Genomic DNA, 20,650 nt, shown 5'->3' with positions numbered 1-20,650 from the left:
GTGCCCCCGAGCGGGGGTACGGGCCGGACCTCGTGAACAGGGTTCCCGGGGCGGGGCTCAGCCCGCCGCGGCGGGCTCGGGCTGCTCGGCCGCCGGGCCGGGCACCGGGGCCACGGCCACCGGCCGCTCCCGCTGCGACAGCAGCACCCGCACCACGCCGATCCACACGAGGCACGAGCCGAACATGTGCAGCCCGACCAGGATCTCCGGCGTGTCGGTGAAGTACTGCACGTACCCGATGACGCCCTGCGCCATCAGGATCAGGAAGAGGTCGCGGGCGCGGTGCAGGGGTCCGACGGGAGCGTCGACCGCCTTCAGGACGAACCAGAGCGCGACCGTCAGCGCCACGACGACCCAGGCCAGGTCGGCGTGCAGCTGGGCGATCATCTTCCAGTCGATCGGGATGCGGTGGACGTCGCTGGAGTCGCCGGCGTGCCGCCCGGCCCCCGTCACGACCGTGCCGACCGCGATCAGCAGCCCGGCGGCGACCGCCAGCAGCCAGGTGAGCTGCGAGACGGCCCTGCCCACCAGCGGACGCGGCTCCTCGTCGCCCTCCCGGACCCGCTGCCACGTCACCAGGGCGATCGCGAGCAGCGCGCTGGAGAGCAGGAAGTGCGCCGCGACCGTGTACGGGTTGAGGCCGACCAGGACGACGACGCCGCCGAGGACGGCGTTGCCCATGACCACCCAGAACTGCGTCCAGCCGAGCCGGGTGAGACTGCGCCGCCAGGGCTTGGCGGACCGGGCGGCGATGATCGCCCATCCGACCGCCGCGCACAGGACGTACGTCAGCATCCGGTTGCCGAACTCGATGGCGCCGTGGAAGCCCATCGCGCTCGTCGCCGTCAGGCTCTCGTCGGTGCACTTGGGCCAGGTCGGGCAGCCGAGACCGGAGCCGGTCAGCCGTACGGCACCGCCGGTGACGACGATGGCGACGGCCATGACGACGGCCGACAGCGCGGCGCGGCGGACCGTCCGGGGGGACGGGGTCCACCGGTCGGCGATGTACTGGAGCGGGTTCCGCACGGCTTGAGCGACTTCGGCTCGGGTCAGCTTGGGCACGCGCACCATCGTAGGCGGCCGCTTGTGCAAGCTTTCACGAGGGGGACGAATGGTGCCCCGCGGGTGTCCGGGGTCACTCCCAGCGGAAGAACCGCGCCGCCGCTCCCAGGCCCAGCACCGCCCAGACCGCCAGGATGCCCAGGTCGCCCCACGGCATCGCGGCGCCGTGCTGGAGCACGTCCCGCAGTCCGTCCGACAGGGCCGCGATCGGCAGCAGCCCCAGCACCGACTGCACCGCGTCCGGGAACTTGTCCAGCGGCACGATGACCCCGCCGCCGACCAGCAGCAGCAGGAAGACCAGGTTGGCGGCGGCCAGCGTCGCCTCCGCCTTCAGCGTCCCGGCCATCAGCAGACCGAGCCCGGAGAACGCGGCGGTGCCCAGCACGAGCAGCAGCAGGACGGCGAACGGGTTGCCGTGCGGCGACCAGCCCAGCGCGAACGCGATGACGGTCAGCAGGACGACCTGGAGCACCTCGGTGACCAGGACCGCGAGGGTCTTCGCGGTCATCAGCCCCCAGCGGGGCAGCGGCGAGGCCGCGAGCCGCTTGAGCACCCCGTAGCGGCGCTCGAAGCCGGTGGCGATGGCCTGGCCGGTGAAGGCCGTGGACATCACGGCCAGCGCCAGGATGCCGGGGGTCAGGAAGTCGACCGACTCGCCCGAGCCGGTGTCCACGATGTCGACCGCGCTGAACAGCACCAGCAGCAGCGTCGGGATGATCACCGTCAGCAGCAGCTGCTCGCCGTTGCGCAGCAGCATCCGGGTCTCCAGCGCGGTCTGCGCGGCGATCATGCGGGGCAGCGGGGCGGCGCCCGGCCGGGGGGCGTACGTACCGGCGCTCATGCGCGCAGCTCCTTGCCGGTCAGTTCGAGGAAGACGTCCTCCAGGGTGTGGCGCTCGACCGAGATGCCCGAGGGCATCACGCCGTTCTGCGCGCACCAGGAGGTGACGGTGGCCAGCAGCTGCGGGTCGATGTCCCCGGTGATGCTGTACGCGCCGGTGGCGAGCTCGGCGGCCTCGGAGCCGTCGGGCAGCGCCTTCAGCAGGGAGCCGAGGTCGAGGCCGGGGCGGCCGGTGAACCGCAGGGTGTTCTCGGCGCCGCCGCGGCACAGCGCCTCGGGGCTGCCGTGGGCGATGACCCGGCCGGCGTCGATGACGGCGACTTCGTCGGCGAGCTCCTCGGCCTCGTCCATGAAGTGGGTGGTGAGGACGACGGACACGCCGTCGGCGCGCAGCTCCCGGACGAGCTCCCAGGTGGAGCGGCGGGCCTGCGGGTCGAGGCCGGCGGTGGGCTCGTCGAGGAAGACCAGCTCGGGCCGGCCGACGACGGCCATCGCCAGGGCGAGCCGCTGCTGCTGGCCGCCGGAGAGCCGGCGGTAGGTGGTGCGGCCGCAGCCGCCCAGGCCCAGGCGCTCGATGAGGGCGTCCACATCCAGTGGGTGGGCGTGGAGTTTCGCCATGTGGCGGAGCATCTCGTCGGCGCGGGCGCCGGAGTAGACGCCGCCGGACTGGAGCATCACACCGATCCGCGGGCGCAGCCGCGCGGCGTCGGTGACGGGGTCGAGACCGAGGACACGGACCGTTCCGTCGTCCGGACGGCGGTATCCCTCGCAGGTCTCGACCGTGGTGGTCTTGCCGGCGCCGTTGGGGCCGAGGACCGCGGTGACCGCGCCGGCCGGGACGTCCAGATCGAGGCCGTCCACCGCGGTCTTGCTGCCGTACCGCTTCACCAGGCCGCGGACCTGGACAGCCGGGCCGGAAGGGGGCGAAACGGGAGGGCTATTCATAGGAAGTGAGTCTAGGCAGCCGCCTCGGGCGCCCTGGCCCGGGGGCTTGATTAGGTAACCCTAAGTGATGGATTGCACCCTTGATCGTTTCGGACCGTGGTTGTCAGGGCCGAGGGAATTACGCAACAATGGCGTTGTGAAATACGTTGGCGAGGCTCCGCAGGAGGAACTCGCGACCGGTGAGCGCTCGACGCGCAACCGGGTCGCGCGCTCCATCCTGGACCATGGCCCGTCCACCGTCGCCGACCTGGCGAAGCGCCTGGGCCTCACCCAGGCCGCCGTCCGCCGCCATCTCGACGCACTCGTCTCCGACGAGGTCGTCGAGGCCCGCGAGCAGCGGGTGTACGGGGCACGGACCCGTGGCCGTCCGGCCAAGGTGTTCGCCCTGACCGACTGCGGCCGGGACGCCTTCGACCAGTCGTACGACACGCTCGCCGCGGACGCACTGCGCTGGATCGCCGAGACCACGGGCGACGAAGCGGTCATGGCGTTCGCCCGGGCCAGGGTCGCCGGCCAGTCGGCCGCGTACCGCGCCGTGATCGACGCCGCGGCGCCCGAAGCCCGTACGGAGGCGCTGGCCAAGGCCTTGTCCGCCGACGGGTACGCTGCTACGGCGCGCAGCGCGCCGGGCCCGCAACAGGGTGAGCAGTTGTGTCAGCACCACTGCCCGGTCGCACATGTCGCCGAGCAGTACCCGCAGCTGTGCGAGGCGGAGACGGAGTTCTTCTCCAGCCTCCTGGGGACCCATGTGCAGCGTCTGGCCACCATCGCCCACGGCGACGGGGTGTGTACGACGTACATTCCGCGCAGCGGCCACCCCACCCCACAGACCACTGATTCAGCATCCACCAGCAAGTCCGGGAGGAACCCCGCATGACGCTCCCTACGGAGACTGCCCACCCTGAGCTCGACGGCCTGGGCACGTACGAATTCGGCTGGGCCGACTCCGACGCGGCAGGCGCGGCGGCCAAGCGCGGCCTCTCCGAGGCCGTCGTCCGCGACATCTCGGAGAAGAAGAACGAGCCCGACTGGATGCTGAAGCTGCGGCTCAAGGGCCTCAAGCTCTTCGGCAAGAAGCCCATGCCGAACTGGGGCTCGGACCTGTCGGGCATCGACTTCGACAACATCAAGTACTTCGTGCGTTCCACGGAGAAGCAGGCGGAGTCCTGGGAGGACCTGCCCGAGGACATCAAGAACACGTACGACAAGCTCGGCATCCCGGAGGCGGAGAAGCAGCGCCTCGTCGCCGGTGTCGCCGCGCAGTACGAGTCCGAGGTCGTCTACCACCAGATCAACGAGGAGTTGGAGGCGCAGGGTGTCATCTTCATGGACACCGACACCGCGCTGAAGGAGCACCCGGAGCTCTTCAAGGAGTACTTCGGCACCGTCATCCCGGTCGGTGACAACAAGTTCGCCTCGCTGAACTCGGCCGTGTGGTCCGGTGGCTCGTTCATCTACGTGCCGAAGGGCGTGCACGTCGAGATCCCGCTCCAGGCCTACTTCCGTATCAACACGGAGAACATGGGCCAGTTCGAGCGGACGCTGATCATCGTCGACGAGGACGCCTACGTCCACTACGTCGAGGGCTGCACCGCGCCGATCTACTCCTCGGACTCCCTGCACTCCGCGGTCGTCGAGATCATCGTGAAGAAGGGCGGCCGCTGCCGCTACACGACGATCCAGAACTGGTCGAACAACGTCTACAACCTGGTGACCAAGCGCGCCGTCGCCTACGAGGGCGCGACGATGGAGTGGGTCGACGGCAACATCGGCTCCAAGGTCACCATGAAGTACCCGGCCGTCTACCTGATGGGCGAGCACGCCAAGGGCGAGACCCTGTCCATCGCCTTCGCGGGCGAGGGCCAGCACCAGGACGCCGGCGCCAAGATGGTCCACATGGCTCCGAACACCTCGTCCAACATCGTCTCCAAGTCGGTGGCACGAGGCGGCGGCCGCACCTCCTACCGCGGTCTGATCGAGATCGGCGAGGGCGCGCCCGGCGCGAAGTCCAACGTGCTCTGCGACGCGCTGCTGGTCGACACCATCTCGCGCTCGGACACCTACCCGTACGTCGACGTCCGCGAGGACGACGTGTCGATGGGCCACGAGGCGACGGTCTCCAAGGTCTCCGAGGACCAGCTCTTCTACCTGATGAGCCGCGGCATGACCGAGTTCGAGGCGATGGCGATGATCGTGCGCGGCTTCGTCGAGCCGATCGCGAAGGAGCTCCCGATGGAGTACGCCCTCGAACTCAACCGGCTGATCGAGCTGCAGATGGAGGGCTCGGTCGGCTAGTACGCCGACGGCCGAATCTCCCCCTGACATCTGTCCGACAGAGAAAGCGAGCACTACGACAGCCATGGCTGAGGCTCAGAACATCCCGGCGGGATCCACCACCGCCGGCTCCATCGCGGTGGCCGCCGAGTCGACCGTCGCCACGCGCATGAGCGCGCCCCCGTCCTTCGACGTCACGGACTTCCCGGTACCGCACGGCCGTGAGGAGGAGTGGCGCTTCACGCCGCTGGAGCGGCTGCGTGGGCTCCACGACGGCACCGCCGTCGCCACCGGCAGCGGTGTGAAGGTCGCCATCGAGGCGCCCGCGGGCGTCACGGTCGAGACCGTGGGCCGTGACGACGCCCGGCTGGGCAAGGCCGGCACGCCGGTGGACCGGGTCGCCGCGCAGGCGTACTCGTCCTTCGAGCAGGCATCCGTCGTCACCGTCGCCAAGGAAGCCGTGCTCACCGAGCCGATCCGGATCGCGGTGCACGGCGAGGGCGGTGTGGCCTACGGCCACCAGGTCGTCGAGCTGGGCGCCTTCGCCGAGGCCGTCGTCGTCATCGACCACACCGGTGACGCGGTCCTCGCCGCCAACGTCGACTACGTCGTGGGCGACGGCGCGAAGCTGACCGTCGTCTCCGTCCAGGACTGGGACGAGCAGGCCGTCCACGTCGGTCAGCACAACGCGCTGATCGGCCGCGACGCCTCCTTCAAGTCCATCGTCGTCACCTTCGGCGGCGACGTGGTCCGGCTCCACCCGCGGATCGCCTACGCGGGCACCGGTGGCGAGGCCGAGCTCTTCGGCCTGTACTTCACCGACAAGGGCCAGCACCAGGAGCACCGCCTCCTGGTCGACCACAACACCCCGCACTGCAAGTCCAACGTGGCCTACAAGGGCGCACTGCAGGGCGACGGCGCCCACGCCGTCTGGATCGGCGACGTCCTCATCCAGGCCGCTGCCGAGGGCACCGACACCTACGAGATGAACCGCAACCTGGTCCTCACGGACGGCGCTCGGGTCGACTCGGTGCCGAACCTGGAGATCGAGACCGGCGAGATCGTCGGCGCCGGCCACGCCTCCGCGACCGGCCGCTTCGACGACGAGCAGCTGTTCTACCTCCAGTCCCGCGGCATCCCCGCCGAGGAGGCCCGCCGCCTGGTCGTGCGCGGCTTCTTCGCGGAGCTGGTCCAGCAGATCGGTCTGCCGGACGTCGAAGCCCGTCTCCTCGACAAGATCGAGACCGAGCTGAAGGCGTCGGTCTGATGACCTTCGTCAAGGCGTGCGCGCTGAGCGAGCTGGAGGACGACACCCCCAAGCGGGTGGAGCTCGACGGCACGCCGGTGTCCGTCGTCCGCACCGAGGGCGAGGTGTTCGCGATCAACGACATCTGCTCGCACGCGAACGTCTCCCTGTCCGAGGGCGAGGTCGAGGACTGCATGATCGAGTGCTGGCTGCACGGATCGAGCTTCGACCTCCGCACCGGCAAGCCGTCCGGCCTTCCCGCGACGCGCCCCGTCCCCGTATACCCCGTCAAGATCGAAGGGGACGATGTGCTCGTCTCCGTCACCCAGGAGTCCTGAGTCACCCATGGCAACGCTTGAAATCCGCGACCTGCACGTCACCGTCGAGGCCGACAACGCCACGAAGGAGATCCTCAAGGGCGTCGACCTGACCGTGAAGCAGGGCGAGACCCACGCCATCATGGGCCCCAACGGGTCCGGCAAGTCCACCCTCGCCTACTCCCTCGCAGGCCACCCCAAGTACACGATCACCAGTGGCACGGTGACCCTGGACGGCGAGAACGTCCTGGACATGACCGTCGACGAGCGCGCCCGAGCCGGCCTGTTCCTCGCCATGCAGTACCCGGTCGAGATCCCCGGTGTCTCGGTCTCCAACTTCCTGCGCACCTCCGCCACCGCCGTCCGCGGCGAGGCGCCCAAGCTGCGTACCTGGGTGAAGGAGGTCAAGGAGACGATGGCCGGCCTCCAGATGGACCCGTCCTTCGCCGAGCGCAACGTCAACGAGGGCTTCTCCGGCGGTGAGAAGAAGCGCCACGAGATCCTTCAGCTGGAGCTCCTCAAGCCGAAGATCGCGATCCTCGACGAGACCGACTCCGGCCTGGACGTCGACGCGCTGAAGACCGTCTCCGAAGGAGTCAACCGGGTCCGCGAGTCCGGCGAGGTCGGCACCCTGCTGATCACGCACTACACCCGGATCCTCCGCTACATCAAGCCCGACTTCGTGCACGTCTTCGCCAACGGCCGCATCGCCGAGTCCGGCGGCGCCGAGCTCGCGGACAAGCTGGAGGACGAGGGCTACGAGGCCTACACGAAGGGTGGCGCTTCCGCGTGACACAGCTGCCGGGCCTCCTCGACACCGAGGCGATCCGCAAGGACTTCCCCCTGCTGGATCGTACGGTCCATGACGGGAAGAAGATCGTTTACCTGGACAGCGCGGCGACCTCGCAGAAGCCGCGCCAGGTACTCGACGCCCTCAACGAGTACTACGAGCGGCACAACGCCAATGTGCACCGCGGCGTGTACACGATCGCGGAGGAGGCCACGGCGCTGTACGAGGGCGCCCGTGACAAGGTCGCCGCGTTCATCAACGCGCCCAGCCGCAACGAGGTGATCTTCACCAAGAACGCCTCGGAGTCGCTCAACCTCGTGGCCAACATGCTCGGCTGGGCCGATGAGCCCTACCGGGTCGACCACGAGACCGAGATCGTCACCACGGAGATGGAGCACCACTCCAACATCGTGCCGTGGCAGCTGCTCTCGCAGCGCACGGGCGCGAAGCTGAAGTGGTTCGGCATCACGGACGACGGCCGGCTCGACCTGTCCAACATCAACGAGATCATCACCGAGAAGACGAAGATCGTCTCCTTCACGCTGGTCTCGAACATCATGGGCACGATCAACCCGGTCGAGCAGATCGTCCGGCGCGCCCAGGAAGTCGGCGCGCTCGTCTGCATCGACGCCTCGCAGGCCGCCCCGCACATGGTGCTCGACGTGCAGGCGCTGCAGGCCGACTTCGTGGCCTTCACCGGCCACAAGATGGTCGGCCCGACCGGCATCGGCGTGCTCTGGGGACGGCAGGAGCTCCTGGAGGACCTGCCGCCGTTCCTCGGCGGCGGCGAGATGATCGAGACCGTGTCGATGCACTCGTCGACGTACGCCCCCGCGCCGCACAAGTTCGAGGCCGGTACGCCCCCGATCGCCCAGGCCGTCGGCCTCGGCGCGGCCGTGGACTACCTCTCGGCGATCGGCATGGAGAACATCCACCGCCACGAGCAGGCCATCACCGCGTACGCGGTGAAGCGCCTGCTGGAGGTCCCGGACCTGAAGATCATCGGTCCGGCCACCGCGGAGGACCGCGGCGCCACGATCTCCTTCACGCTCGGCGACATCCACCCGCACGACGTGGGCCAGGTCCTCGACGAGCAGGGCATCGCGGTCCGGGTCGGACACCACTGCGCACGGCCGGTATGCCTGCGGTACGGAATTCCTGCGACGACGCGAGCGTCGTTCTATCTGTACTCCACGCCCGCCGAGGTCGACGCCCTGGTGGACGGCCTGGAACACGTCCGGAACTTTTTCGGTTAGACAGCGGCTGAGGATTGACTCGTGAAGCTTGATTCCATGTACCAGGAAGTGATCCTGGACCACTACAAGCACCCCCACGGGCGCGGCCTGCGGGACGGCGACGCCGAGGTGCATCACGTCAATCCGACGTGCGGTGACGAGATCACGTTGCGGGTGCGGTACGACGGCGAGACCATCGCCGATGTGAGTTACGAGGGCCAGGGCTGCTCCATCAGCCAGGCCAGCGCCTCCGTGCTGAACGAGCTGCTGGTCGGCAAGGAACTGGGCGAGGCGCAGAAGATCCAGGCCGCGTTCCTGGAACTGATGCAGTCCAAGGGCCAGCTGGAGCCGGACGACGCGATGGAGGAGGTGCTGGAGGACGCGGTCGCGTTCGCCGGTGTCTCCAAGTACCCGGCCCGGGTCAAGTGCGCGCTGCTCAGCTGGATGGCGTGGAAGGACGCGACGGCGAAGGCGCTGTCCGAAGGGAAGACGGCATGAGCGAAAACGAGACTCTCACCACCAAGCCGGCCTCCGAGGAGGAGGTCCGCGAGGCGCTGTACGACGTCGTCGACCCCGAGCTGGGTATCGACGTCGTCAATCTGGGCCTCATCTACGGCATCCACATCGACGACGCCAACATCGCGACCCTCGACATGACCCTGACGTCCGCGGCCTGCCCGCTGACCGATGTCATCGAGGACCAGGCGAAGTCCGCCACCGACGGCATCGTCAACGAACTCCGGATCAACTGGGTCTGGATGCCGCCGTGGGGCCCGGACAAGATCACGGACGACGGCCGCGAGCAGCTGCGCGCGCTGGGCTTCAACGTCTGAGCATCCCCGTACCCCGTACGGACAGGAACGGCCCCCGGCACCGCCGGGGGCCGTTCGCCGTTGTTCGCGCGGTGTACCCCTGGCGTGTGCCGCCCGTTGGCCCACGAACCGGAACCTACTCCTCGACACCACGCCGACGAGAGGTACGCCGTGCCGCACCCCCCTGTACTCCGCCACCGCCGGACCGTCGCCGCGGCGGGAGGCGCCCTGGCGCTGGCCGCTCTGGGCCTCGGCGTGCCCGCGCACGCCGCGAGCTACGGAACGCCGACGATCGCGCTGTCCGCCGGCTATCTCTCCGGCGCGGCGGGCGCCACGGCCGACCCGGTGGTGACGGTCACCGTCGCGCAGAGCGGCGCCGACGTCACCGCGCTCGGTGTGGCCGCCTCCGCCAGCTCCAAGCCGTCCGTCGCCGCCACCGGGGACGTGACCGTGACCGGCACCGGCGCCACCCGGCAGCTGCGCGTCGCCGCGCACGCCCGCGGCTACACCGACCTCACCGTCAAGGTCACCGGACTCGGCGGGAAGACCGCCACCAAGACCCTGCACTTCGCCGCGTCGGCCGCTGTGCAGAACGCCGCCGACACCCGCTACCTCACCGGCTCCTCGGACGCGTCCGCCGCGGTCGACGCCGGCGGCGGCTACGTGATCGTCGCCGACGACGAGTCCAACACCCTGCGCCTCTACGACCGTTCGGTCTCCGGCGCGCCCGTGCGGACCTGGGACGTCGCCTCGAAGCTCGGGGTGTCCAAGGAGATCGACATCGAGGGCGCCACCCGGGTCGGCAACACGGTCTACTGGACCGGATCGCTGGGCAACAACAAGGACGGCGAGTACAAGTCCGACCGCAACACCGTCTTCACGACCACGGTGAGCGGTTCCGGCGCGTCGACGCAGCTCACGGTCGGCGGCTCGTACAAGAAGCTCCGCGACGACCTCGTCGCCTGGGACAAGGCCAACGGCAACCGGTACGGCTTCGCCGCGGGCACGAAGGACGGCGAGGTCCCCAAGCAGATCGACGGCTTCAACATCGAGGGCCTCGAATTCGCCCCCGGCTCCACCAGCACCGCCTACCTCGGCTTCCGGGCCCCGCTCGTCCCGCCGAAGGAGGGCGGCAAGGCGCTGATCGTGCCCGTCACCAACTTCGACAAGGTGGCCGGCTCCGGGAGCAAGGCGGTCATCGGCACCCCCGTCGAGCTGGACCTCGGCGGGCTCAGCATCCGTGACATCCGCAAGAACGCCGCCGACCAGTACCTGATCGTCGCCGGTTCCTGGGCCGCGGACGACAACTCCGACCCGTACGCCCTCTACTCCTGGGACGGCGTCGCCGGACACGCACCGGTGAAGCGGCTCGACCTGCCGACCACCGACCCGGGCGGCTGGGAGGCCGTCGTCGAGGTACCCGACCTGAACACGCCCGGAGCACGCGCCCAGCTGATCACGGACGCGGGCTCGGCCGACCTCTACGGCGACGGTACGGAGGCCAAGGACCTCGACCACGACGAGTGGAAGAAGTCCCGCGCCACCTGGTTCACCGTCAACGGCTGAACCGGTCCGGCGACTCCCGCCGAATCACACCGGTACGGCCGTGCCCGCCGGGCAGACTGGCGGGCATGGCCGTTTCCTTTTACAGCGTCGTCGTCGACGCCCACGACCTTCCCTCGCTCGCCCGGTTCTGGTGCGGGGTGCTCGACTGGAAGGTGCTCTACGACGCCGAGGACGAGATCGTCATCGGCACCGACAAGAACGCCCTGCCGGGCATCACCTTCGTCCCCGTGCCCGAGCGGAAGCAGACCAAGAACCGGCTGCACATCGACCTCGCACCCGACGACCAGGACGTCGAGGTGGCGCGCATCCTCGCACTCGGGGCCCGCCGCACCGACGTCGGCCAGGCGGCGGACGCGACCTTCGTGGTGCTGGAGGACCCCGAGGGCAACGAGTTCTGTGTGCTGTCCCCGAAGAACTCGCTCATCGACTGACGACCGGGCGCGTTCCCTGTCCGGGGCTACGCCGTGTACTGCGGGGGCACCGCGGCGGCCTCGGCCAGGACCGGGCCCAGGTTCTCGGTGCGGATCCTGCGGTCCACGTACAGCAGCCCCGTCACCAGCGGCGGGAAGGTGGACACGATCAGCTGGCCGATGAGCTGGCCCAGCAGCAGCGCTCCCACGTAGCCGCTCATGGCGACGACGACAGAGGCCGGACTCGGGTCGGTGCCCAGATTCATCGAGCCGAGCATCCCGGAGAACATGCCGAGCACCGAGAACGGCAGCTGGATCACGTAGCTCGCCACCGCCGCCATGCCGCCGGCCAGCAGGGAGATCCCGAGGATCCGCCACCAGTCCCCGCGCACCAGCTGCGAGGAGCGGCGCATCGCGGCGATCGGGCCCTGGTTCTCGAAGACGACGGCCGAGGGGGCCAGGCTGAACTTCACCCAGAGCCAGACCGCCAGCGGGGCCGTCGCCAGAGCGCCCAGGAAACCGATCATGATCAGGACGACCGGACCGCTGCCGCCGTCCATGCTGACGACGCCGATCACGAAGGCGATGAAACCGGCCCAGGCGAGCAGCAGCGGGATCATCGCGATCAGCCAGGTCAGCAGGACCGTCCCGATCACCGCCGGCATCCGCGACCAGGCCCGCCGCCAGACGGCGGAGAACGTGGTCGGGCGGCCGAGTACCGCCTCCTGGAGGATCACCGGCACGGCCGTGTAGATCAGGGCCGTGGAGACCACGACGGCGAGCAGACCCAGCAGCGCGACCAGACCGAAGGCGACCGCCACCGGGACCCAGTCCTCCGAGCGGGGGTTCTCGTCGCCCTCCAGCGACAGCATCAGATCCAGATGGTCCGCGACGGCGGAGTACGCGATCGCACCGGCCGCCAGCACCACCGCCAGCGCCCCGCCGTACGCGGCCGCGCCGACGCCCAGCACCTGCTTGGCATAGCGGCCCAAGGTGGCGAACGCGCCGCCGAGGACATCCCCGAGACGCAGTGGCCCCAGGGGTATCACCCCTGGCTTCGGCGGCATCCAGCCACCGCCCCAGCCGCCCCATCCGGGCGGCCCCCCGGGTCCTCCGTACGGCGCGCCCCCGTACGCACCGCCGCCCCACCCCGCGTCCTGCGCCACTGCTGCTCCGTCGGTCGGTCGATCATGAACTGGCATGTACTGGACGGACCACGGTAGCGCCCCCGGCACCCCGCTGGACCCGGGCCTCCCGCCCCGGCGATGCGTACACTCGTACACATGGGATATGGACTGCTGGCCGCGGCCATCGCTGCCGAGGTGGCCGGGACGACCGCCATGAAGTACAGCGAGGGATTCACCCGGCTGTGGCCCTCGCTGATCACCGTCGCCGGATACCTCCTCGCCTTCTCGCTGCTCGCCCAGACCCTCAAGACGATGTCGATGGGCACGGCGTACGCGATCTGGGCCGGCATCGGCACCGCCGCAGTCGCCGTCATCGGCATGCTGTTCATGGGGGAGTCCGGCAGCCCGGTCAAGGCGGCGGGCATCGCCCTGGTCATCGCCGGTGTGGTGGTCCTCAACCTCGGCGGAGCGCACTGATGGCCCGCAGATACGACCCCGAGCGGCGCGAGCGGATCATCGACGCGGCGATCCGGGTCGTCGGCGCCAAGGGCATCGCCGGACTCAGCCACCGCTCCGTCGCCGCCGAGGCCGATGTGCCGCTCGGCTCGACGACGTACCACTTCGCCTCGCTGGACGAACTGCTGATCGCCGCCCTGCGCAGGTCGAACGAGAACTTCGCCGCGCTCATGCGCGAGAGCACGGCCCTCGCCGACCCCGGATCCTGCCTCGCCGCCGAACTCGCCCGGCTGCTCGGCGAGTTCTTCGGCGCCGGCCGCGGCCGGGCCGAGCTGGAGTACGAGCTCTACCTCGCCGCCCTGCGCCGGCCCGCGCTGCGGCCGGTCGCCGCCGAGTGGACCGACGCCACGGCCGCCCTCCTCGCACCGCGCACCGACCCGGCCACCGCACGGGCCCTGGTCGCCCTGATGGACGGCATCTGTCTGCAGGTGCTCCTCACCGGCGGGGCCTATGACGAGGCCTTCGCGCGGGAGATGCTGGGCCGCATCAGCGCCTGAGCCGTCCCGGCCGGCTCCGCCCGTGAACCCGCAGGGCCACTGCGGGCAACAGGAGGTGACACACCTCGTACGGAGCTGCCGAAGAAGACGGAGACACTGTGACCGGACCACCGAGTAACGACGACGCGGCCGTGGTCGGCCAGTCGCTGGAAAGGCCCGAGACCTTCGCGCTGCTCTACGACCGGTACGCCGCCGACATCCACCGCTACGCGGCCCGCCGGCTCGGCGAGGGCGCCGCCGACGACATCACCGCCGACACCTTCCTCATCGCCTTCCGCGGCCGCGCCCGCTTCGACACCGGCCGGGAGAGCGCCCGGCCCTGGCTCTACGGGATCGCGGCCAACCTCATCGGCCGGCACCGCCGCACCGAGGTCAGGGCGCTGCGCGCGCTCGCCCGCACCGGCATCGACCCGGTGGCCGAGTCCTGGACCGAACGCGCCGACCAGAGGGTCAGCGCCCAGGCCGCCCACACCGAGATCGCGGGCGCGCTGGCCGCACTGTCCGCCGGCGACCGGCACGTCCTGCTGCTGATCGCCTGGGCCGACCTCAGCTACCAGGAGGTGGCCGACGCGCTCTCGCTGCCCGTCGGCACGGTCCGCTCACGGCTCAACCGGGCCCGGCGCAAGGTGCGCCAGGCCCTCGGCTCCGACCCCACGGTCGTCACGGAAAGCCTGGAGGTTGCTCATGGGCACGGATGAGATGTCGCTGGTACGTGAACTGCGCGCCGACGCACCGGCACCCGGCCGGGCGGACCTGGCCGGGGGGCGGCAGCGGCTGACCGAGGCCGCGGGACCCCGCCGCGGACCGCGCGCCGACTGGCGGCTCGCCGCGGTGGCGTCCGCCGCGGCGATCACCATGGCGGCCGTCATCGGCACCCAGCTCACCGGCGGCGGTCAGGGCACCGGCGTCCAGCAGGGTGCCCCCGCCTCCGCGTTCCGGATCGGCGCCGCCGCACCGGTGCTGCGCGACGCGGCCGCCGAGGTCGCGGACGATCAGGCGCCTGCGCCGAGGACGGATCAGTGGGTCTACACCAAGGACCTGGAGATCCGCGCGCAGGAGGACGGCCCCGGCGAGGAGGCCGGCGGACCGCGCGAGACCGAACACTGGTACCGGTACGCGGACCCGGAGTCCGAGAACGGCAAGTCGGGCGACGACCACTCGGCCCGTGAGCGGTTCCAGCTCCTGGCGGGGCTGCCGTCCGACCCGGCCCAGGTGAAGAAGCGCGCCCGCGCCTTCTACCCGGGCGACGGCGAGACCGCGGCCCGGCACGAGTACCGGGCGCTGACGATGCTGGCGATGTCGTATCCCGCCGACCCGAAGGGGATCGCCGCGGTCTACCGGGCGATGGCCACCGTTCCCGGGCTCACGGCCGTCCAGACCCAGGACGCGCTGAACCGGCCGGTCATCGGGGTCCAGTACCCCGGGGACCGCGATCTGTTCCTCCTGGACGCGCAGACCATGAGGTTCGCCGGCTGGGGCTCCCTGGACTCACCGACGGCGGACGGCGTCAGCGCCGTACTGAAGACCGCACTGGTCGACCGGAAGGGCGCGCGCTCCTGACCCGGCCCGGGAGCCCCGGCCGGCCGCCCCGCGGGGGACACGGGGGTGTTCCCGTGCGGCGGCCCGGGGTCCGGGTGCGGGGCCCGGGGCCGTCCGGCGGGTGGGCCGTCCGCGCGGTGTGCGGGACGCACGCTGAGACCGGTTGGCCCGGGCGGGCCCCCTCCGGTTAGGTTCTGGTCATGACCGACACGACTTCCACCCGCACCACCGGCGCCGTCGCCGCCGGCCTCGCCACCATCGCAGGCGACGGTTCCGTTCTCGACACCTGGTTCCCCGCCCCCGAGCTCACCGCCGAGCCCGGGCCGGCCGGAACCGAGCGGCTGACCCCCGACCGTGCCGTCAACCTCCTCGGTGAGGGCGCGGCCAAGGCCATCGGCGTGGACGCCCGCCGCGGAGTCGAGGTCGTCGCCGTCCGCACGGTCATCGCCTCGCTGGACGACAAGCCGCTCGACGCGCACGACGCGTACCTGCGCCTGCACCTGCTCTCGCACTGCCTCGTGCAGCCGCACGGCCAGAACCTGGACGGCGTGTTCGGCCTCCTCACCAACGTCGCCTGGACCTCGCTCGGCCCGGTCGCGGTCGACGACCTGGAGCGGGTGCGGCTCAACGCCCGCGCCGAGGGCCTGCACCTCCAGGTCACCTCGGTCGACAAGTTCCCGCGCATGACGGACTACGTCGCGCCGAAGGGCGTCCGGATCGCCGACGCCGACCGGGTGCGGCTCGGCGCGCACCTCGCCGCCGGCACCACCGTCATGCACGAGGGCTTCGTCAACTTCAACGCCGGAACACTCGGCACGTCGATGGTCGAGGGCCGCATCTCCGCGGGCGTCGTCGTCGGCGACGGCTCCGACATCGGCGGCGGCGCCTCCACGATGGGCACGCTCTCCGGCGGCGGCAAGGAGCGCATCGTGATCGGCGAGCGCTGCCTCGTCGGCGCGGAGGCCGGGGTCGGGATCGCGCTCGGCGACGAGTGCGTCGTCGAGGCCGGTCTGTACGTCACCGCCGGCACCCGGGTCACCCTGCCGGACGGTCAGGTCGTCAAGGCGCGCGAGCTCTCCGGCGCCTCGAACATCCTCTTCCGCCGCAACTCGGTGACCGGCACCGTCGAGGCCCGCCCGAACAACTCGGTCTGGGGCGGCCTCAACGACATCCTGCACCACAACGACTAACAAGCGGCGAGCAGTTGCTCGTACGCCCTCCGCAGCCCGTCGGCCGCCTCGCGCCCGGCGGGCTGCAGCGGTTCCCGGACCGGCCCCGCGCCCAGCAGCGCCTTCGCCGTCACCGTGCCCGGCAGTCCGGACGCCATCATCAGCTCCGTCAGCGGGGCCAGGAGACCGTTCAGCCGGGCCGCGCCCGCGGTGTCCCCGTCGTCGAACGCGTCCAGGACGGCCCGCAGCGGGCCGGGCGCCACATTGGCCACCGTGCTGACGTAGCCCGCGCCGCCCACCGCGTACAGCGGCAGGTTCAGCTCCTCGCAGCCCGAGTAGTACCCGAGACCGGTGGCGGCGATCACCCGGGTCGCGGCCAGCAGGTCCTGCGAGCAGTCCTTCACCGCGACGATGCGCGGGTGCTCCGCCAGCCGGAGCATCGTCTCCGGCTCGATGCGGGTGCCGGTGCGGCCGGGGATGTCGTACAGCATGACCGGGAGACCGGTCGCTCCGGCGACGCGCAGGAAGTGCGCCTCGACGGCGGCCTGCGGGGGCCGGCTGTAGTACGGGGTGACGACCAGCAGTCCGTCGGCGCCGGCCCGCTCCGCCTGTCCGGCCAGCTCCACGGTGTGCCGGGTGTCCGCGCTGCCGACGCCCGCGACGATCACCACGTCCGGACCGGCCGCCTCCCGCACCGCGCGCAGCAGGGCGGTCTTCTCGGCGTCGGACGTGGTGGGGGACTCGCCGGTGGTCCCGCTGAGCACCAGACCGTCGCAGCCGGCGGCGACCAGCTTCGCGGCGTGGCCGGCGGCGGCGTCCGGGTCCAGGTCACCGGCATCGGTGAACGGCGTGATCATGGCGCAGAGGGTGCGGCCGAAGGGGCGCGGGCGAGAGGGTGCGGGCGGCGTCATGTCCGAAGTGTCGGCTCTCGGACCGTGAAGGTCCACTTAGATCTGCTTCGGGTGAAGGTGAAGCAGGACTCAAGTATCGCGGTGCTCTGGCATGATCGGCCGCACAGACGGGCGGGGCGACGCGGGGCGGGGTGCGGGAAGATGCGGGCACGGGCGGGCACGGGTATACGCGGACCGGTCACGGCGGCCCTGGTGCTGGCCGGGGCGCTCGGCCTGGCGGGATGCTCGGGCTTCCTGGTGCCGGCCGGCGAGGGCGAGCCGGGACCGAGCCGGTCACCCGCCGCCACCGGCCCGGCGCCGGTCACGCCCCCGAGCCCACCGGACATCGCGACCGCCCCGGCCGACCGCCCGGGAGCCCCCGCCCGGCAGGCCCCCTCGCCGACCGCCACCGGCGGCTGTCCGTCCTCGGGCCTCGTCGTCTCCATGGGACCGGTGGAAGCCGCACTCGGGCACCGGGCGGTGGGGCTGACCCTGACCAACTGCGGCGACGCACCCCACCGGGTCGACGGCTACCCCTCGGTCCAGGCCGTCGACGAGAAGGGCGACGCGCTCCCCGTCAAGGTCAACCCGGGCTCGTCGTACTTCGGGGCCGACAAGGGCCCCGAGGAGGTCATGCTGGCCCCCGGGAAGACCATGCGCTCGCTCCTCGTCTGGGTCTCCACCCCTACCGGCGGCGACCTGATCGAGGGCGACGCGCTGGAGATCGCCCCGGCCCCCGGACTGGAGGCGCGCAGCTTCCCGCTGGAGGGCAGCGACGTGCGGCTGCTCGACGAGTTCAACATGACGGGCTGGCGGACCGCGACGCCCGGGTGACCGGCGCGCAGGGGTGCTTCAGAGGGTGAGCTTGAAACCCTCGTGGCTCGCGGCGAACCCCAGCGAGACGTAGAAGCGGTGCGCGTCCGTGCGCGGCTTGCCACTGGTCAGCTGGACCAGGGCGCACCCCCGCTGCCGCGCGCGCTCGACGGTTCGCTCCATCAGCTCCCGGCCGAGCCCGCCGCCCCGGCGGTCCGCCCTGATGCGCACGGCCTCGATCAGCGCCCGCTCGGCACCGTGCTTCCCGAGCCCGGGAACGTACGTGGCCTGCAGGCACCCCACCACCGTGTCCCCGTCGGCCAGCACCAGGATCTCGTTGCGCGGATCGGCCGCGATGGCGTCGAACGCCCTCTCGTAGGCCTCGTCCACGACGACCGAACCGGGGTCGACGACCCTCTCCTCGTCGGCGAGGAGGGCGAGCACGGCGGGCAGGTCCTGGCGGGTGGCGGTACGCAGCATCACAGCCCGGATTCTGGCACGTGGGCGGGCCCGTCAGAACCCGCCGGCCAGCACCGCGGCCGCATGGCTGACCGCCACGGTGTGGGTGACCCAGGCGTCACCGGCGAGCAGATGCAGCAGGAAGGACGTCGGCTCGGGCAGATAGCCGGGCAGGCCCTCCCGCAGCGCCAGACCGCTCTGCCGGTACGTGCTCGGCGCCACGGCCAGCACACTGCCCGCGAACGCGGCGGTGACCGGGCGGTGCACATGACCGGCCAGCACCCGTACGACGTTCGGATGCGCGGCGACCACCGCGGCCAGCGCGTCACCGTCCGCCAGCCGCATCCCGTCCAGGAAGGGGATGCCCACCGGCGCCGGCGGATGGTGCAGACACACGAACGCCGGCACACCGGGCCTGCGGGCGAGCACGCCGTCCAGCCACGCCAACTGGTCCGCCCCCAGCATCCCTCCGGACGACCCGGCCACCTTCGAGTCCAGGACGGCCACCGTGACCTCCGGGTGGTCCACCGCGTAGTACGTGTCCTCGCCCCCGCCCAGGAACGCCGTCCCGCCGAACGCCTCCAGCAGCGCCGCCGGATCGTCGTGATTGCCCGTCACCAGGTGCACGGGCAGCGGGAACCGGCCGGTCACCTCGCGCAGCAGCGCGTACTCCGCGGGCGTACCCCGGTCCGCCAGATCGCCGGTGATCACCACGCAGACGGGCCGCGGGTCGAGTGCGAGCACCCGGCGCAGGGCGCGGTCGAGGCCGGCCGCGGGCTCGGCGGCGAGGGCGCCGGTGATCAGATGCGGGTCGCTGAGGTGGGCCACGGAGACGGTCATCCCGACAGCCTGCCCAGGACCCGGGGCCGGTCACACGGCCGTGCCGCCCCTATCGCCGCGCCATGTACAGACCGAACGCCTTGTGCAGCACCTTGCTGACCGGATAGTCCCACTCGCCGACGTACTCGGCGGCCAGACCGCCGGTGCCCGCCTTGAACCGCAGCAGACCCACCAGGTGGTTGCCCTCGTCGAGGGTGTCGGTGATCCCGCGCAGGTCGTACACGGCGGCACCCCCCGCGTGCGCGTCGCTCATCATCCGCCACTGGATCGCGTTGCTGGGCTGCACCTCGCGGCGGCGGCTCGTGGAGGCGCCGTAGGAGTACCAGACATGGGAGCCGACGGTCAGCATCGTCGCCGCGGAGAGCACCTCCCCGTCGTGGTGGGCGAGATAGAGCCGCATCCGGTCCGGGTCCTCGGCCCGCAGCGAGGTCCACATGCGCTGGAAGTAGGAGAGCGGGCGGGGGATGAAGCGGTCACGTCCGGCGGTCTCCCGGTACAGCTCGTAGAAGACCGGAAGGTCGTCGAGGCCGCCCTCGACCACCTTCACGCCCGCCTTCTCCGCCTTCTTGATGTTGCGCCGCCACTGCTGGTTCAGCCCGCTGTGGATCTCCTCCAGCGACCGTCCGGCGAACGGCACCTGGAACACGTACCGGGGCTGACCGGCGCTGAACCCCGAACCGTCCCCTTCCCCGGCCGGCCGCCAGCCCAGCCGGCGCAGCTCCGCCACGACCTCGGCGGCCCGGGGGTCGGTCGCGTCCGCCTCGACGTCGCGCAGCCGGGCCGCCGCCGGGTCCGCCACGGCGTCCTTGACCGTCTGCGCCTCCCAGCGGCGGGCGGTCACGGGCGGGCCCATCCGCACCGTGAACGCGCCCCGGGACCTGGCGTGGGCCACCAGCGGATCCAGCCAGGGGCGCATCTCGCCCTCGTGCCAGGGGATCACCGGACCCTCCGGCAGGTATGCCAGATACCGCTTCACCCGGGGAATCGGGCGGTACAGCACCAGACCTGCACCGACGATCCGCCCACCGCCGTCGAACCAGCCGATGCTCTCGGCCCGCCAGTCGGGTTTCACCCCGCCCCACGACGGAACCTGCATATGACTGGCCGAGCCCCGCTCGGCGACGAACGCCAGGTGCTGGTCCCGGGTGATCTCCTCGACCCGCAGCGTCATGCGGTACTCCGTTCGTTGTCCGATTTCGTCAGCCTAGTGAGAGGCCCGCGAGCCGCGGTTGACCTCAAGCGGACTTGACGTATCAGGGTGTCAGGCACGGGCGCACCGCAAGGGTGCGCCGGTGAGGGGAGT

Annotated in this window: 24 protein-coding genes; 16 read left to right on the top strand and 8 right to left on the bottom strand. The window is 71.2% G+C overall.

Annotation, left to right across the window (positions count from 1 at the left end):
- Positions 1-57 precede the first annotated feature (57 nt).
- The 3 genes from OG408_RS09825 to OG408_RS09815 form a co-directional block, all read right to left on the bottom strand.
- Positions 58-1,071 (bottom strand): COX15/CtaA family protein, encoded by a 1,014-nt coding sequence (locus OG408_RS09825; protein WP_266777380.1) that lies wholly within the window; start codon positions 1,069-1,071, stop codon positions 58-60.
- A 64-nt stretch (positions 1,072-1,135) separates the two neighbouring features.
- Positions 1,136-1,903, bottom strand: a complete 768-nt coding sequence (locus OG408_RS09820; protein WP_285572614.1) for an ABC transporter permease — start codon at positions 1,901-1,903, stop codon at positions 1,136-1,138.
- Positions 1,900-2,847 carry an ABC transporter ATP-binding protein gene (locus OG408_RS09815; RefSeq protein WP_326669391.1) on the bottom strand — a complete coding sequence of 316 codons (948 nt, stop codon included), beginning with the start codon at positions 2,845-2,847 and terminating at the stop codon, positions 1,900-1,902. Before OG408_RS09815 ends, OG408_RS09820 begins: the two co-directional genes overlap by 4 nt.
- A gap of 136 nt (positions 2,848-2,983) precedes the next feature.
- Here OG408_RS09815 and OG408_RS09810 point away from each other — a divergent pair, with 136 nt between their 5' ends.
- From OG408_RS09810 to OG408_RS09765, 10 genes are all read left to right on the top strand, one after another.
- Positions 2,984-3,724 (top strand): helix-turn-helix transcriptional regulator, encoded by a 741-nt coding sequence (locus OG408_RS09810; protein WP_266777374.1) that lies wholly within the window; start codon positions 2,984-2,986, stop codon positions 3,722-3,724.
- A complete protein-coding gene (gene sufB / locus OG408_RS09805) occupies positions 3,721-5,142 on the top strand; it encodes a Fe-S cluster assembly protein SufB (RefSeq protein ID WP_266777372.1) in 1,422 nt (473 codons plus the stop codon). The genes OG408_RS09810 and sufB overlap by 4 nt, the downstream gene beginning before the upstream one ends.
- A gap of 64 nt (positions 5,143-5,206) precedes the next feature.
- Positions 5,207-6,388 carry a Fe-S cluster assembly protein SufD gene (sufD, locus tag OG408_RS09800; RefSeq protein WP_266777370.1) on the top strand — a complete coding sequence of 394 codons (1,182 nt, stop codon included), beginning with the start codon at positions 5,207-5,209 and terminating at the stop codon, positions 6,386-6,388.
- Positions 6,388-6,705: a bifunctional 3-phenylpropionate/cinnamic acid dioxygenase ferredoxin subunit gene (locus OG408_RS09795; protein WP_136328637.1), complete on the top strand. Its 318-nt coding sequence runs from the start codon at positions 6,388-6,390 to the stop codon at positions 6,703-6,705. The genes sufD and OG408_RS09795 overlap by 1 nt, the downstream gene beginning before the upstream one ends.
- Before the next feature lie 7 nt (positions 6,706-6,712).
- The gene (gene sufC / locus OG408_RS09790; protein WP_266777367.1) at positions 6,713-7,477 is read left to right on the top strand and encodes a Fe-S cluster assembly ATPase SufC; all 765 of its coding nucleotides are present in this window, start codon (positions 6,713-6,715) and stop codon (positions 7,475-7,477) included.
- Positions 7,474-8,730 carry a cysteine desulfurase gene (locus OG408_RS09785; protein ID WP_266777365.1) on the top strand — a complete coding sequence of 419 codons (1,257 nt, stop codon included), beginning with the start codon at positions 7,474-7,476 and terminating at the stop codon, positions 8,728-8,730. Before sufC ends, OG408_RS09785 begins: the two co-directional genes overlap by 4 nt.
- 21 nt (positions 8,731-8,751) lie before the next feature.
- On the top strand, positions 8,752-9,207 hold the full coding sequence (sufU, locus tag OG408_RS09780; RefSeq protein WP_024492621.1) for a Fe-S cluster assembly sulfur transfer protein SufU: 456 nt from the start codon (positions 8,752-8,754) through the stop codon (positions 9,205-9,207).
- Positions 9,204-9,542 carry a metal-sulfur cluster assembly factor gene (locus OG408_RS09775; protein WP_014156915.1) on the top strand — a complete coding sequence of 113 codons (339 nt, stop codon included), beginning with the start codon at positions 9,204-9,206 and terminating at the stop codon, positions 9,540-9,542. Before sufU ends, OG408_RS09775 begins: the two co-directional genes overlap by 4 nt.
- A 150-nt stretch (positions 9,543-9,692) precedes the next feature.
- Complete coding sequence (locus OG408_RS09770; protein WP_285572629.1) at positions 9,693-11,087, top strand: DUF3616 domain-containing protein; 1,395 nt, start codon at positions 9,693-9,695, stop codon at positions 11,085-11,087.
- A gap of 65 nt (positions 11,088-11,152) precedes the next feature.
- A complete protein-coding gene (locus tag OG408_RS09765; protein ID WP_266777360.1) occupies positions 11,153-11,518 on the top strand; it encodes a VOC family protein in 366 nt (121 codons plus the stop codon).
- Positions 11,519-11,544: 26 nt separating this feature from the next.
- Here OG408_RS09765 and OG408_RS09760 read toward each other — a convergent pair whose 3' ends face one another.
- Positions 11,545-12,564 (bottom strand): DUF7847 domain-containing protein, encoded by a 1,020-nt coding sequence (locus tag OG408_RS09760; RefSeq protein WP_266777358.1) that lies wholly within the window; start codon positions 12,562-12,564, stop codon positions 11,545-11,547.
- A gap of 216 nt (positions 12,565-12,780) precedes the next feature.
- Here OG408_RS09760 and OG408_RS09755 point away from each other — a divergent pair, with 216 nt between their 5' ends.
- The 5 genes from OG408_RS09755 (at position 12,781) to dapD (ending at position 16,366) form a co-directional block, all read left to right on the top strand.
- Positions 12,781-13,101, top strand: a complete 321-nt coding sequence (locus OG408_RS09755) for a DMT family transporter (protein ID WP_266777356.1) — start codon at positions 12,781-12,783, stop codon at positions 13,099-13,101.
- Complete coding sequence (locus tag OG408_RS09750; RefSeq protein ID WP_266777354.1) at positions 13,101-13,637, top strand: TetR/AcrR family transcriptional regulator; 537 nt, start codon at positions 13,101-13,103, stop codon at positions 13,635-13,637. Before OG408_RS09755 ends, OG408_RS09750 begins: the two co-directional genes overlap by 1 nt.
- Positions 13,638-13,735: 98 nt before the next feature.
- Complete coding sequence (locus OG408_RS09745; RefSeq protein WP_285572634.1) at positions 13,736-14,335, top strand: RNA polymerase sigma factor; 600 nt, start codon at positions 13,736-13,738, stop codon at positions 14,333-14,335.
- Entirely contained in the window at positions 14,322-15,197 is an 876-nt protein-coding gene (locus OG408_RS09740) for a CU044_5270 family protein (protein WP_326669385.1), read from the top strand. The genes OG408_RS09745 and OG408_RS09740 overlap by 14 nt, the downstream gene beginning before the upstream one ends.
- Positions 15,198-15,376: 179 nt before the next feature.
- Positions 15,377-16,366, top strand: coding sequence for a 2,3,4,5-tetrahydropyridine-2,6-dicarboxylate N-succinyltransferase (gene dapD, locus OG408_RS09735; protein ID WP_266777348.1), 990 nt, complete (start codon positions 15,377-15,379; stop codon positions 16,364-16,366).
- On the opposite strand, the gene dapA is transcribed toward dapD, so the two are convergent.
- Positions 16,363-17,256: a 4-hydroxy-tetrahydrodipicolinate synthase gene (gene dapA, locus OG408_RS09730; protein WP_326669383.1), complete on the bottom strand. Its 894-nt coding sequence runs from the start codon at positions 17,254-17,256 to the stop codon at positions 16,363-16,365. The two genes, dapD and dapA, sit on opposite strands and share 4 nt — an antisense overlap.
- Before the next feature lie 141 nt (positions 17,257-17,397).
- Here dapA and OG408_RS09725 point away from each other — a divergent pair, with 141 nt between their 5' ends.
- Positions 17,398-18,069, top strand: a complete 672-nt coding sequence (locus OG408_RS09725; protein ID WP_266777344.1) for a DUF4232 domain-containing protein — start codon at positions 17,398-17,400, stop codon at positions 18,067-18,069.
- Positions 18,070-18,087: 18 nt separating this feature from the next.
- On the opposite strand, the gene OG408_RS09720 is transcribed toward OG408_RS09725, so the two are convergent.
- The 3 genes from OG408_RS09720 to OG408_RS09710 are packed head-to-tail and all read right to left on the bottom strand — an operon-like array spanning position 18,088 to position 20,518.
- Entirely contained in the window at positions 18,088-18,528 is a 441-nt protein-coding gene (locus tag OG408_RS09720; RefSeq protein ID WP_266786066.1) for a GNAT family N-acetyltransferase, read from the bottom strand.
- Positions 18,529-18,561: 33 nt separating this feature from the next.
- The gene (locus tag OG408_RS09715; protein WP_326669380.1) at positions 18,562-19,347 is read right to left on the bottom strand and encodes a phosphodiesterase; all 786 of its coding nucleotides are present in this window, start codon (positions 19,345-19,347) and stop codon (positions 18,562-18,564) included.
- 49 nt (positions 19,348-19,396) lie between these two features.
- Positions 19,397-20,518, bottom strand: a complete 1,122-nt coding sequence (locus OG408_RS09710; protein ID WP_326669378.1) for a lipid II:glycine glycyltransferase FemX — start codon at positions 20,516-20,518, stop codon at positions 19,397-19,399.
- Positions 20,519-20,650 lie beyond the last annotated feature (132 nt).

This window comes from Streptomyces sp. NBC_01257 (genome assembly GCF_035917255.1).
In the GTDB taxonomy this organism is placed as follows: Bacteria; Actinomycetota; Actinomycetes; order Streptomycetales; family Streptomycetaceae; genus Streptomyces.
The sequence above is the reverse complement of the archived record's forward strand: the minus strand, read 5'-3'. Positions and strand labels throughout refer to the sequence as shown.

Coding starts and splice junctions, on each gene's coding strand:
- OG408_RS09825 (WP_266777380.1), bottom strand. CDS start 1,071: ATGGTGCGCGTGCCCAAGCTGACCCGAGCCGAAGTCGCTCAAGCCGTG.
- OG408_RS09820 (WP_285572614.1), bottom strand. CDS start 1,903: ATGAGCGCCGGTACGTACGCCCCCCGGCCGGGCGCCGCCCCGCTGCCC.
- OG408_RS09815 (WP_326669391.1), bottom strand. CDS start 2,847: ATGAATAGCCCTCCCGTTTCGCCCCCTTCCGGCCCGGCTGTCCAGGTC.
- sufB (WP_266777372.1), top strand. CDS start 3,721: ATGACGCTCCCTACGGAGACTGCCCACCCTGAGCTCGACGGCCTGGGC.
- sufD (WP_266777370.1), top strand. CDS start 5,207: ATGGCTGAGGCTCAGAACATCCCGGCGGGATCCACCACCGCCGGCTCC.
- OG408_RS09795 (WP_136328637.1), top strand. CDS start 6,388: ATGACCTTCGTCAAGGCGTGCGCGCTGAGCGAGCTGGAGGACGACACC.
- sufC (WP_266777367.1), top strand. CDS start 6,713: ATGGCAACGCTTGAAATCCGCGACCTGCACGTCACCGTCGAGGCCGAC.
- OG408_RS09775 (WP_014156915.1), top strand. CDS start 9,204: ATGAGCGAAAACGAGACTCTCACCACCAAGCCGGCCTCCGAGGAGGAG.
- OG408_RS09765 (WP_266777360.1), top strand. CDS start 11,153: ATGGCCGTTTCCTTTTACAGCGTCGTCGTCGACGCCCACGACCTTCCC.
- OG408_RS09760 (WP_266777358.1), bottom strand. CDS start 12,564: ATGCCGCCGAAGCCAGGGGTGATACCCCTGGGGCCACTGCGTCTCGGG.
- OG408_RS09755 (WP_266777356.1), top strand. CDS start 12,781: ATGGGATATGGACTGCTGGCCGCGGCCATCGCTGCCGAGGTGGCCGGG.
- OG408_RS09750 (WP_266777354.1), top strand. CDS start 13,101: ATGGCCCGCAGATACGACCCCGAGCGGCGCGAGCGGATCATCGACGCG.
- OG408_RS09740 (WP_326669385.1), top strand. CDS start 14,322: ATGGGCACGGATGAGATGTCGCTGGTACGTGAACTGCGCGCCGACGCA.
- dapD (WP_266777348.1), top strand. CDS start 15,377: ATGACCGACACGACTTCCACCCGCACCACCGGCGCCGTCGCCGCCGGC.
- dapA (WP_326669383.1), bottom strand. CDS start 17,256: ATGACGCCGCCCGCACCCTCTCGCCCGCGCCCCTTCGGCCGCACCCTC.
- OG408_RS09725 (WP_266777344.1), top strand. CDS start 17,398: ATGCGGGCACGGGCGGGCACGGGTATACGCGGACCGGTCACGGCGGCC.
- OG408_RS09720 (WP_266786066.1), bottom strand. CDS start 18,528: ATGCTGCGTACCGCCACCCGCCAGGACCTGCCCGCCGTGCTCGCCCTC.
- OG408_RS09715 (WP_326669380.1), bottom strand. CDS start 19,347: ATGACCGTCTCCGTGGCCCACCTCAGCGACCCGCATCTGATCACCGGC.
- OG408_RS09710 (WP_326669378.1), bottom strand. CDS start 20,518: ATGACGCTGCGGGTCGAGGAGATCACCCGGGACCAGCACCTGGCGTTC.